Source organism: Pseudomonas sp. JL3, assembly GCF_031570575.1.
Lineage (GTDB): Bacteria > Pseudomonadota > Gammaproteobacteria > Pseudomonadales > Pseudomonadaceae > Aquipseudomonas > Aquipseudomonas cucumis.
On record NZ_JAKWJK010000004.1, the window covers coordinates 346,490 to 357,821 of the forward strand.

Here is an 11,332-nt window from a genome sequence, read left to right on the forward strand (position 1 = left end):
AATGCAACGGCTGTTTTTTTCTTTATCGAGGGTCCTATAGGCTATGTGGTACGAAGGTTTTCTTGGCTTATCGCCCTGGTCACTGGTGGCAGTCACCCTACTGATGACCCACGTGACTATCGTCGGCGTCACGGTTTATCTGCATCGCTATTCAGCCCATCGCTCGCTTGAGCTCAATGCCGGCCTGAAACATTTCTTCCGCTTCTGGCTGTGGTTGACCACGGCGCAGAACACCCGCGAGTGGACGGCTATCCACCGCAAGCACCACGCCAAATGCGAAACCGTCGATGACCCGCACAGCCCGGTCATCAAGGGTCTGTCCACCGTTCTGCGCAAAGGCGCCGAGCTGTATCGCGCCGAAGCGGAAAACCCCGAGACCCTGCGCATCTACGGCAAGAACTGCCCCGAAGACTGGATCGAACGCAACCTCTACAGCCGCTTCCCGCTGCTGGGCGTGGCGATCATGGGCGTCATCGACCTGCTGCTGTTCGGCACCATCGGCATTACCATCTGGGCCATCCAGATGATGTGGATCCCGGTGTGGGCCGCCGGCGTGGTCAATGGCCTGGGCCATGCCATCGGCTACCGCAACTTCGAATGCCGCGATGCGGCGACCAATCTGGTGCCCTGGGGCATCCTGATCGGCGGCGAAGAACTGCATAACAACCATCACACCTACCCTAACTCCGCCAAACTGTCGGTGAAGAAATGGGAATTCGACCTCGGCTGGGCCTGGATCCAGGTCTTCAGCTTCCTGCGTCTGGCCAAGGTCCAGCGGGTCGCGCCGATCGCCCACCGTGTCGAAGGCAAAGGCAGCCTGGACATGGACACCGCCATGGCGATCCTCAACAACCGCTTCCAGATCATGGCCCAGTACCGCAAGCTGGTGATCGCGCCGCTGGTCAAGCAAGAGCTGGAAAAGGTCGATCACTCGGTCCGTCACCAGTTCCACCGGGCCAAGCGTTTGCTGTCGCGGGAAACCAGCCTGCTGGACGACAAACACCATATGCGCATCCAGACCATGCTCGAGCACAGCCAGGCGCTGAAGGTAATTTACGAAAAACGCCTGGCCTTGCAACAGATCTGGGTCAAGACCAGCTCAAATGGTCACGACATGCTGGCTGCCATCAAGGATTGGGTACACGAGGCCGAGGCCAGCGGGATTCAATCCCTGCGCGACTTCGCCGACCAACTGAAAACCTACTCCCTGCGCCCCGCCACGGCCTGACCCTGAATCAAGGGCACACCTGTGGCGAGGGAGCTTGCTCCCGCTCGGCTGCGCAGCAGCCGCAATACCTGACGACGCGTTTTAACTGAAAAAACGCGTCGCCAGTACCGCCCGGCGGGAGCAAGCTCCCTCGCCACGAAGAGCGGGAACTTCGCTCCAAATCCCCTATCTCAAAGACACTTCGCCATTCAGGCGGGCTTTGTTCTGGCCGCTGTCGAAATAGCGGCACGCCCTTTGAGATTTGTGCCGATGGTCCATAAAAACCTACAAGACACATCCCTTCCACAGTGGCCCGAGGCCGCGCAAACCCTGATGGCGCTGATGCATGCCCAGGGTGAAGTGGCGCGCCTGAGCGAACGCGAACAGCTGTTCAGCTCGCTGCTGGTTAGCGTCAACGCCGTGCTTTGGGCATTCAACTGGGAAACCCGTCAGGTGCTCTACGTCAGCCCGGCTTATGACCGGATTTTCGGCCGCCCCGCCGGTCTCTTGTTGTCCGACTACAACCACTGGCGCGACAGCGTCTATCCCGACGATCTGGACTACGCCGAACGCAGCCTGGCGCAAGTGCTGGTCAAAGGCGCCGTTGAAGATCGCGAATACCGAATCATCGCCGCCGACGGCCAGGTGCGCTGGCTCAGCGACAAATGTTTCATCAACCGTCAGGCCGAACCGGGCCAACCGGTGATCATCGTCGGCATTGCCGAAGACATCACCGAGAAAAAGCAGATGGAAGCCGAGCTGCAACGCCTGGCCAGCACCGATGTGTTAACCCAAAGCAGCAACCGCCGGCACTTCTTCGAGTGCGCTAATCGTGAATTCGAGCAGGCGCGATTGAACGGTTCGCCGATGGCGTTCCTGCTGCTGGACATCGATGACTTCAAAGTGGTCAACGACACCTACGGCCATCAGGAAGGCGATAAGGTGCTGCAACGCATCGCCGAGAGCGGCCGCGCGGCGCTGCGGCGTGGCGATCTGTTCGGGCGGATTGGCGGCGAGGAGTTCGCCGCGGTGTTCCCCGGCTGTGCACCGGATATGGCCATGCAAGTGGCCGAGCGCCTGCAACGGGAGATTCAGCGCTTGAATTTCAGCCATAGCGGCCAGACGTTCGGCATCACCGTCAGCCAGGGCCTGAGCAGCCTCACACCCGATGATGAAAACCTCGACAGCCTGTTCGCCCGCGCCGATGCGGCGATGTACCAGGCCAAGCGGCAGGGCAAGAATCGCATCATTTCTGGCTGAGCTCGAATAGAAAACTCGATGCAAAACTTTTGGGAGCGGGCTTGCCCACGATGGCGGACTATCAGCCTAAATCAATGCTGAATGTCAGACCCTCATCGCGGGCAAGCCCGCTCCCACAGGTATTGCATAAAGCTTATTTTTTGCGCAAACGCATCAGTTCCGGCAATCCAATCTTGAGCAATCGTGCCGTACGGCTTTTGGACAACGCCTCGATCCCCTCATGCTCGGTCAGGCGCGCCAGTTGCGCGGCCATGTTCATCACCAGCGCTTCGCGGGAGTAAACCCCACCACCGAACTGGTAAACCGCCGCAATCAGCTCTCGCAGCTCCAAAGGCAGGCGCCAGCGGGCCCGCAGCGCCGAACCGTAAGCCGCGCCGAACTCGGCCAGTGCATCGCCGACTTCCTGCCATTCATCCAGCTCACCACCGGCCTGCTTCCACTCCTGCAAACAACGCAGCAACGCCAAGTCGCCGAGGCAATGCAGCATGCCTGCGCAATAACAGCGCGCCTGATCCAGATCCAGCAAACGCGCCAACGTTCGCGCGTATTCGGCGGTATGCAGGGACAACTCCCAATAACGCTCGGCATAATCCGCCAGCTGCGGATCGCTGAGCCGGGCACTGCGTTTGAGAGCGAGCCCCAGAATCAGGTTCATGCTTTGCCCGGTGCCCAAGCGGTGCAGCGCTTGGGCCAGGGTTTGCACAGCGACGCCATGATGCTGGGCTGCGCTGTTGGCGGCGGCGATCAGGACAGCGGTAATTTGCGGGTCGGTGCGGATTTCATCTTCCAGCCGCGTCAGATCGAGGCCATTGGGATTGAGGCTGCGTTTGATCGCCACCTGCACGTCGGTCATCAACGGCGCCCCCTCCGCCAGTTCGCGCCGCCGCTCCAGGTACACCGACAAGGTCATGCCTGGCGCCAATGACGGCACCTCGCACGACACCTCTTCACCGGCGTTCAGCAACAAATCCTGCAGGCGCTGGGTCAGGCTTTCCATGTTCAAGGGTTTGGTCAGGTACGCCGTCGGCGCCAAGGGCAAGACTTCGCGCACGCTGGCGCTGTCGTTGCGGCTGCTCATCAGAATGAAGGGCAGCGGCGGGTTACGCTTGCGCTGACGGACACTGCGCAAGACGTTCAGGCCATCGACGCCGGGCAACTCCCAGTCGACGATCACCAAGTCGTAAGGATTTTCCGCCAACAGGTGCAGTGTCTCCTGGCCATCGGCACACAGGTCCAGCCGTGCGTCGCAGCGCACATTCAACAACACCTGCTTGAGCAGGTCGCGGGACCAAGGGTCGGCCTCGGCAATCAGCACACGCGGTACAGCAGGTAAAACGACAGCAGTCATCGCACACTCCAACGGCAATGCTTGCACCTTAGTCAATGATGGCCATTCGATACAGAGCACTTACCCCCTGATGCTTTCAAGCGGTATAAAAAAACCCGCCGAAGCGGGTTTTTTGTCGATCAGGTCACAAATGCATCAGAGCTCGGCGAAGCACTCTTCCATGATCGCCAGGCCTTTATCCAGCAGCTCGTCCGACGCGGTCAGCGGTACCAGCACGCGCAGAACGTTGCCGTAGGTGCCGCACGACAGCAGGATCAGGCCCTTGTCGCGCGCCTTGGCCACAACGGCGGCTACAGCAGTCGGGTTCGGCTTGTGGCTGTCGCCGTTTTCGAACAGCTCGACAGCGATCATCGCGCCCAAGGCACGCACGTCGCCGATCACCGGGTACTTGGCCTGGATAGCTTTCAGGCCAGTCACCAGACGTTCGCCGACCGCTTTGCAGCGATCCAGCAGGTGCTCTTCTTCGAATACTTCCATCACGGCCAGGGCCGCGGCGCACGCGATCGGGCTACCGGCGTAAGTACCGCCCAGGCCGCCCGGAGCGATGGCGTCCATGTATTCGGCCTTGCCGCACACGCCGGCCAGCGGGAAGCCGCCAGCGATGGATTTGGCGAAGGTGGTCAGGTCGGCGGCAACGCCCATCTGTTCCATGGCGAAGAAAGTGCCGGTACGGCCAGCGCCAGTCTGCACTTCGTCCGCGATCAACAGGATGCCGTGCTGGTCGCACAGGGCGCGCAGACGCTTCATGAACTCTTTAGGCGCGACGTAGAAACCACCTTCGCCCTGCACCGGCTCGATGATGATGGCAGCGATGTCACGCGGCTCGGCGTCGTTCTTGAAGATGCGCTCGATGCTGGCGATCGAATCGTCGATGCTCACACCGTGCAATTCGTTCGGGTACAGCGCGCGGAAGATGCCGCCTGGCATCAGGCCCATGCCGGCCGAGTAAGGCACGACTTTACCGGTCAGGCCCAAGGTCATCATGGTGCGACCGTGGTAAGCGCCGGTGAACGCGATCACGCCGGCACGGCCAGTGGCGGCGCGGGCGATTTTCACGGCGTTTTCCACGGCTTCGGAACCGGTGGTCACCAGCAGGGTTTTCTTGGCGAAATCACCCGGCACCTTGGCGTTGATTTTTTCGCACAGTTCCACGTACGGCTCGTAGGCCAGGACCTGGAAGCAGGTGTGGGTCAGCTTGTTCAACTGTTCGGTAACGGCCGCGATGACTTTCGGGTGCAGGTGACCGGTGTTCAGCACGGCGATACCGCCGGCGAAGTCGATGAACTCGCGACCTTCAACGTCGGTCACGGTGGCGTTCTTCGCGTGGTCGGCGAAGATCGGGTGAATCTGGCCAACACCGCGCGGTACAGCGGCTTCGCGGCGTTTCATCAGGGATGCGTTAGTCTTGCTCATAGTGTCCTCATTCACCGCTCATCGGGCGGCGTGGTTCAAGGAAAATGCGGCGGGGAGGCAACTACGGCAGCATGCGATGATCGACTGCCACAGCTTTCCCGGCCACAGAGAAAATTCCGTTTGAAACGTCGCAAAGGGACAGCGCTCTCGTGCCCTTTGCGCTTGAAGCAATGCCTTGCCTTGCCGGACTCAGATGCCCAGGCAGAGGTATTTGATTTCCAGGTAATCTTCGATGCCGTACTTGGAGCCTTCACGGCCCAGGCCCGACGCCTTGATGCCGCCGAACGGCGCGACTTCGTTGGAGATCAACCCGGTGTTGACGCCGACCATGCCGTATTCCAGGGCTTCAGCCACACGGAACACACGGCCCAGGTCACGCGCATAGAAGTACGAGGCCAGACCGAATTCGGTGTCGTTGGACATCGCGATCACGTCGGCTTCGTCTTTGAAGCGGAACAGTGGCGCCAATGGACCGAAGGTTTCTTCCTTGGCCACCGCAGCGTTGTTCGGCACGTTGGTCAGGATGGTCGGCTCGAAGAAATTGCCTTGCATGCTCTTGCCGCCCGCCAGCACGGTGGCGCCTTTACCGACGGCGTCAGCAATGTGCTCTTGAACCTTGGCCACGGCTTTTTCGTCGATCAGCGGGCCAGTGGTGGTGCCGTCTTCCAGACCGTTACCGATCTTGAGTTTGGCCACGGCCACTTTCAGTTTTTCGGCGAACGCGTCATAGACCGAATCCTGAATGTACAGGCGGTTGGCGCAGACGCAGGTCTGGCCGTTGTTGCGGTACTTGGAAATGATCGCGCCTTCGACGGCCTTATCCAGGTCCGCGTCGTCGAACACGATGAACGGCGCGTTGCCGCCCAGTTCCAGCGAGACTTTCTTGATGTCCTTGGCGCACTCGGTCATCAACTGACGACCGATTTCGGTCGAGCCGGTGAACGACAGTTTGCGTACGATCGGGTTGCCTGTCAGCTCGCTGCCAATGTCGCCGGCGCTGCCGGTCACCACACTGAACACGCCGTTCGGAATACCGGCGCGCTGAGCCAGTTCAGCCAGGGCAAATGCAGAGAACGGGGTTTGCGAAGCAGGCTTGAGCACCATGGTGCAACCGGCGGCCAGAGCCGGGCCGGCTTTACGGGTGATCATCGCGGCCGGGAAGTTCCACGGAGTGATCGCTGCGGTCACGCCGATCGGCTGCTTGATCACGATCAGGCGCTTGTCTGGCTGGTGCCCCGGAATCACATCACCGTAAACGCGCTTGGCTTCTTCGGCGAACCACTCGATAAAGGAAGCGGCGTAAACGATCTCGCCCTTGGCTTCAGCCAATGGCTTGCCCTGCTCGAGGGTCATCAGGCGCGCCAGGTCGTCCTGGTTCTCGATGATCAGCTCGAACCAGCGACGCAGTTTGTTCGCGCGCTCCTTGGCGGTCAGTCCACGCCAGGCCGGCAGCGCTTTGTCAGCGGCTTCGATTGCACGACGGGTTTCAGCAGCGCCCATTTTCGGCACAGTGCCCAGAATTTCGCCCGTTGCCGGGTTATTGACCTTGATCGTCTGACCGTTGTCCGCATCGACCCAAGCGCCATCGATAAAGGCTTGCTGGCGGAACAACTGGGTGTCTTTAAGCTGCATGTCGGCTTTCCTTAACAGCACCGCGGCACGCGCGGAGCGAATTATGATTATAGAAAGGCGCCTTATAGGCTGCCGTCAGGGAAATCATTCACCGGGCTGAAGCACATAAATAACGCACTGATCGAACTCGTGCGGTTCAGCACCCAGACAAGAGCGTTTGAAATCTCAAACGAATCCTAGGATCAAAGGGGGTAAAGGACAATAGGCTGTTCGAAAAAAAGAACGAAAACGCCGCATTTGCCTATTTTTCCGGATCAGCGTAGCAAACGCCGGTTACGCTTTGGAAAAACGCAGGCGATTCAGCGGCATGGACGCCCGCAGTGCATATGAGTATCATGGCGCCCGCATTGCACCAGTAGCTCAGCTGGATAGAGTACTGCCCTCCGAAGGCAGGGGTCGTGGGTTCGAATCCCGCCTGGTGCACCATATGTAGAAATGAAAAAGCCTCAGATCTTAGGGTCTGGGGCTTTTTTGTGGGCAAAAAAAAACCGCCAAAGCGGTTTTTTCATTCTGTCGTCCAGTCAAACTCGTCGTACTCATCATCGTCTTCTTCGTCCTCGATCAACTCATCATCAAGAACGTCTTCCTCAAGATCATCTTCTGCCTGCTTCGCCAGAAGAAACTCCTTGCGACTCTCAGTCACTGCTCGCCGTAATTCCTCACCCTTCACCGGGCAGTTGAGCATTTGGGCGATGCGGTCGATTTTTTGTGCCACGGCATCCTCCAACGCATCGGCTATGGGCTGATAGTGCGCGCTTTCGGGTGTTGTTGCCAAATCGTCGACCGCTGTTCAGCTCATTTTTTCTGCAATTCCTTGAGTTTGGCCGCCAGGTTTTCCTTGGGAAAGCGCTTGTGCAATGTCGCCATCAGCGCCTCGGCGGCTGGGGTTTGTCCGGCGTCTTGCAGGCGTATCACTTCACGTAATTGATCATCCAGTGACTTAACCGGCGCGGCGGCGCGTTTGCTGAGTTTGGCTTCGTCGGCCATTTCGCTGTTGATCGATTCACGTTGCATAGGTGCAGCAAAATCCGCCATCGGCGCAGCCGGTGCGGGCGCAGCCTGGGAGCGCGCGGCGGCTTCCGGTTTGGCGAGCGGTGCGGACGCTTTGGGCGCGGGGGCGAAGTCATAACTCGGTAGTTGTTCGGGTGTGCGCTGCACCAGGGCCAGCATCAGGGCCACGCCAACGAGGCTGGCGAATGCCACTTGCCAGCGGGGTTGTTGGCAGGCGCGGAGCCAGCGTTGCCACAGGTTCGGCTTCGGTTTGGGGGCTTCGCGGTGGGCGGTGGCGAGGATGAAGGCGTCGAGGTGCGCCGGTGGTTCGCCGCTGCTGTGATCGCGAAAATGCTTGAGCACTTCATCGTCGGGCGATGGCGGTGTCTGTTTGGCGTCAGTCATGTCAGTACCTCCTCGGCCAGCAGCCGACGCAGTTTTTGCTGGGCGTAGCGCAAGCGGCTTTTAACGGTTTCCAGCGGTGTTTCGGTGAGGGTGGCGATCTGCGGCAGGTCGAGGTCGCCGTGGGCGCGCAGCAGGAACACTTCGCGCTGGTCGGCGGGCAGGGTTTGCAGGGCGGTTTCGAGGCGTTGACCGTCGCGGCTCAAGCTCAGCAGTTGTTCGGGGTCGGCTGCGTCGTCGATCAGGGCGTGGGCCTGTTCGTCGTAGCTGTCGTGCAAGGGGTTGTGGATGCCGTGTTTGCGCCAGTGATCGATCAGGCGGTTGCGGGCGATCTGGTAGAGCCAGGTACGAAAGTTCGCCCGGCCTTGTGGCTGACTGGTGCTGCGGATCAGGCTCAGCCAGGTTTCCTGATAGACCTCTTCGGCAAGTTCGGGTTTACCGCTGAGGCCGAGGAGAAATCGATACAGGCCCTGGCGGTGGCGGGCGTACAAAACTTCGAACGCCGCCCCGTCGCCAGAGCGATAACGCGCCAGCAGCGATTCATCGCTGCCGGCGGTTGAGCTGATTGCTGGATCGGACATGTCAGCTTTCACTCTATCCGGTTGTCATTGGGCGGTTGATTCGAGGCGGTCGAGGTTCGCAGGCTCTGCGCCAGCTCCACCAACTGCACGAATTCACTGCGCAGGCCGAATTGGTCATCGCCTCGTGCGCCACGGGCCAGGGCTTCGGTGTCTTTCAGGCTGAAATCACCGGTGTAACGCCCGTCTTTGAGTTGCTGGGAAAAGGCAGCGACGGCGGCGGCAAAGCGCAGATCATCGCTGGCGGCCGAGAGTTTACCGGCCTCGCCCTTCAGTATTGGCCGCTCGATCAAGCGACTATTCCCACCTTCCGGCAACTGATAACGCACCCGCAGCATCGCCAATTCTCCGTTTTTTGCGGAAGCCTCGGCCCCAGGATTGGCATAGCGCAGCGGTTCCAGCCAGCCCTTCACACCCTTGGGCACAATTTCATACAACGCTGTCACCGTATGCCCTGCACCGATTTCTCCGGCGTCGACTTTGTCGTTGCTGAAATCCTCACGCTTCAAGGCGCGGTTCTCATAGCCCAACAGCCGATATTCACTGACCTGCGCCGGGTTGAACTCCACCTGCAGCTTCACGTTTTTCGCTACTACTGCGAGGGTCGAGCCGAGCTGATCCACCAACACCTTGCGCGCCTCGCGCAGGTTGTCGATGTAGGCGTAGTTGCCGTCGCCAGCGTCGGCCAGTTGTTCCATCAGGTGTTCATTGTAGTTATCCACACCAAAACCCAGGGTGGTCAGAGAGACGCCGGTCTTGCGTTTATCCACAGCCATTTGCTTGAGGCTGTCGAAGTCGCTGATGCCGACGTTGAAGTCACCGTCGGTGGCCAGCAGGATGCGGTTGATGCCTTTGGGGATGAATGCCTGTTGCGCCATTTGGTAAGCCAGTTCAATACCCGACGCGCCAGCGGTCGAGCCGCCCGCCGTCAATTGCTCGATGGCGGTACGAATTTTCGCTTTTTCCCGTCCGGACGTTGGCTCCAGCACCACACGGGATTCTCCGGCGTAGACCACCAGCGAAATCCGGTCCTGCTCGCGCAGTTGATCGACCAGCAATTTCAGGGTGCTTTTGACCAGAGGCAAGCCTTCGCGACGGTCCATTGAGCCGGACACGTCCACCAGAAACACCAGGTTCGCAGGGGCCAGCTCCGCCACCGTGCGGTCGGAGGCCTTGATGCCGATGCGCAGCAATCGGGTATGCGGGTTCCAGGGTGATGGCGCCAGTTCGGTGGTCACGCCAAATGGCGAGCCGTCGGTGGGCAAGGCGTAATCGTAGGGGAAATAATTGACCAGTTCCTCCAGCCGCACCGCCCCTTCCGGGGGTAAACGCCCCTGATTGAGCAAGCGCCGGACGTTGGCGTAAGCGCCGGTATCGACATCGGCGCTGAAGGTCGAGACCGGCGCTTCGGCCACGCTGTGAATCGGGTTATCGGCCAGCGCCTGATATTGCTCGCGCTGTTCATCCCGGTAGCCCTGTGGATAAGTTTCACCAGCGGGCAATGGCGCGAAAGCGACCAACGGGCCCGGTCGTGCATTGCGCTTGGCCATCGCGGTGTCAGCCATTGTGGCGGCCTCTCGACGCACTAACGCTTCAGTCTTCGGTTCACTCTGAGCCGGAGGCGCAACCACTGCCGGGTTGCCCGTCTCAGAGGCTGGTGTGGATGAACCGCCGCAACCGGCAACGGCCAGCAGCAACCCGGCGGCGAAACCCTGGGCGGCCGGGCGGAGGAAACGCAGAGGGAGGGACATGGGGGCTGACCTCAGGAGGAAATTGACTCATTCATCCTCTGAGACGGACAGCCCGCCGGGTTCGGGTTAACTCACCGGAAAAAATCTTCAGCGGTGATAACGCCGCACCACGCTGCTGTTTTTCAGCACATGGCCTTTGATCTGCTCCATCAGCTGCGCGCGGGTCAGGCCGGCGGGCAAGGCGTCTGGTGCCAGGTCCAGGGCGTAGAGCTGGATGATGTAGTGATGGGAGCTGTCGCCGACGGGCGGGCAAGGGCCAATGTAGCCAGTGGTGCCTTTGCTGTTGCTGCCACTCACGCCTTCGAGGGCGGATTTGGCGCCGACTCCGGCCGGGATCTGACGCGTGGTGGCCTTGATGCCGTAATGAATCCAGTGATCGACACCCAGGCCTTTCTGGCCGTCCGGGTCGTGCATGACGATGGCGTAGCTGAGCGTGCCCGCAGGGCCTGCATTCCAGCTCAAGGCCGGGGACTGGTTCTTGCCGCCGCAACTGTTGGCATCGCTGGCCGCCGCCGCGGTGAACAGCCGATTGTCCGAAACACCGGGAATGCTGAGGGTGAAACGCTCCTGAGCCTGCACCGGAAACTGCACGCAAAAGGCGACTGCAACGGCCGCCAGCCAAGGGTTCAAAGAGGTCAATCGGGTCATACCGGAGCACCTTGTGCGGGGTGGGGCCGTCGTCGGCTGGCAAACTATAGCCGCACCGTTCGTGCGGTGGCAGTGGGAATTGGCTGAACCTCGGAATAAGCGC

The 11,332-nt window shown here is 60.3% G+C and carries 10 protein-coding genes and 1 tRNA gene; 3 read left to right on the top strand and 8 right to left on the bottom strand.

Translation table 11 applies throughout. The features are described from left to right. The first annotated feature begins 43 nt into the window (after positions 1 to 43). The gene (gene desA, locus MMG91_RS10825; RefSeq protein ID WP_305447735.1) at positions 44 to 1,228 is read left to right on the top strand and encodes a delta-9 fatty acid desaturase DesA; all 1,185 of its coding nucleotides are present in this window, start codon (positions 44 to 46) and stop codon (positions 1,226 to 1,228) included. 249 nt (positions 1,229 to 1,477) lie between these two features. Next, positions 1,478 to 2,467, top strand: coding sequence for a sensor domain-containing diguanylate cyclase (locus tag MMG91_RS10830; RefSeq protein WP_310659571.1), 990 nt, complete (start codon positions 1,478 to 1,480; stop codon positions 2,465 to 2,467). 133 nt (positions 2,468 to 2,600) lie between these two features. Here the strand turns inward: MMG91_RS10830 and MMG91_RS10835 are convergent, their stop codons facing one another. From MMG91_RS10835 to gabD, 3 genes are all read right to left on the bottom strand, one after another. After that, complete coding sequence (locus MMG91_RS10835; RefSeq protein WP_310659572.1) at positions 2,601 to 3,815, bottom strand: response regulator; 1,215 nt, start codon at positions 3,813 to 3,815, stop codon at positions 2,601 to 2,603. 135 nt (positions 3,816 to 3,950) lie between these two features. Then, complete coding sequence (gabT, locus tag MMG91_RS10840) at positions 3,951 to 5,228, bottom strand: 4-aminobutyrate--2-oxoglutarate transaminase (RefSeq protein WP_310659573.1); 1,278 nt, start codon at positions 5,226 to 5,228, stop codon at positions 3,951 to 3,953. Positions 5,229 to 5,417: 189 nt separating this feature from the next. Then, a complete protein-coding gene (gene gabD / locus MMG91_RS10845) occupies positions 5,418 to 6,860 on the bottom strand; it encodes an NADP-dependent succinate-semialdehyde dehydrogenase (protein ID WP_008068633.1) in 1,443 nt (480 codons plus the stop codon). A 349-nt stretch (positions 6,861 to 7,209) separates the two neighbouring features. Between gabD and MMG91_RS10850 the strand changes: the two genes are divergently transcribed. After that, positions 7,210 to 7,286 (top strand) — tRNA-Arg (locus MMG91_RS10850). A 79-nt stretch (positions 7,287 to 7,365) separates the two neighbouring features. Here the strand turns inward: MMG91_RS10850 and MMG91_RS10855 are convergent. The 5 genes from MMG91_RS10855 to MMG91_RS10875 form a co-directional block, all read right to left on the bottom strand. Continuing rightward, on the bottom strand, positions 7,366 to 7,635 hold the full coding sequence (locus MMG91_RS10855; protein WP_019581692.1) for a hypothetical protein: 270 nt from the start codon (positions 7,633 to 7,635) through the stop codon (positions 7,366 to 7,368). 20 nt (positions 7,636 to 7,655) lie between these two features. Then, a complete protein-coding gene (locus MMG91_RS10860; RefSeq protein ID WP_310659574.1) occupies positions 7,656 to 8,255 on the bottom strand; it encodes a hypothetical protein in 600 nt (199 codons plus the stop codon). After that, on the bottom strand, positions 8,252 to 8,833 hold the full coding sequence (locus MMG91_RS10865) for an RNA polymerase sigma factor (RefSeq protein WP_310659575.1): 582 nt from the start codon (positions 8,831 to 8,833) through the stop codon (positions 8,252 to 8,254). The genes MMG91_RS10860 and MMG91_RS10865 overlap by 4 nt, the downstream gene beginning before the upstream one ends. Before the next feature lie 8 nt (positions 8,834 to 8,841). Further along, positions 8,842 to 10,581 (bottom strand): VWA domain-containing protein, encoded by a 1,740-nt coding sequence (locus tag MMG91_RS10870; RefSeq protein ID WP_310659576.1) that lies wholly within the window; start codon positions 10,579 to 10,581, stop codon positions 8,842 to 8,844. An 87-nt stretch (positions 10,582 to 10,668) separates the two neighbouring features. Continuing rightward, complete coding sequence (locus MMG91_RS10875) at positions 10,669 to 11,229, bottom strand: YbhB/YbcL family Raf kinase inhibitor-like protein (RefSeq protein WP_310659577.1); 561 nt, start codon at positions 11,227 to 11,229, stop codon at positions 10,669 to 10,671. Between the last annotated feature and the right edge of the window lie 103 nt (positions 11,230 to 11,332).

What these genes read in the sequence shown, in the direction of transcription:
- desA (WP_305447735.1), top strand. Translation starts at nt 44, where the DNA reads ATGTGGTACGAAGGTTTTCTTGGCTTATCGCCCTGGTCACTGGTGGCA.
- MMG91_RS10830 (WP_310659571.1), top strand. Translation starts at nt 1,478, where the DNA reads ATGGTCCATAAAAACCTACAAGACACATCCCTTCCACAGTGGCCCGAG.
- MMG91_RS10835 (WP_310659572.1), bottom strand. Translation starts at nt 3,815, where the DNA reads ATGACTGCTGTCGTTTTACCTGCTGTACCGCGTGTGCTGATTGCCGAG.
- gabT (WP_310659573.1), bottom strand. Translation starts at nt 5,228, where the DNA reads ATGAGCAAGACTAACGCATCCCTGATGAAACGCCGCGAAGCCGCTGTA.
- gabD (WP_008068633.1), bottom strand. Translation starts at nt 6,860, where the DNA reads ATGCAGCTTAAAGACACCCAGTTGTTCCGCCAGCAAGCCTTTATCGAT.
- MMG91_RS10860 (WP_310659574.1), bottom strand. Translation starts at nt 8,255, where the DNA reads ATGACTGACGCCAAACAGACACCGCCATCGCCCGACGATGAAGTGCTC.
- MMG91_RS10865 (WP_310659575.1), bottom strand. Translation starts at nt 8,833, where the DNA reads ATGTCCGATCCAGCAATCAGCTCAACCGCCGGCAGCGATGAATCGCTG.
- MMG91_RS10870 (WP_310659576.1), bottom strand. Translation starts at nt 10,581, where the DNA reads ATGTCCCTCCCTCTGCGTTTCCTCCGCCCGGCCGCCCAGGGTTTCGCC.
- MMG91_RS10875 (WP_310659577.1), bottom strand. Translation starts at nt 11,229, where the DNA reads ATGACCCGATTGACCTCTTTGAACCCTTGGCTGGCGGCCGTTGCAGTC.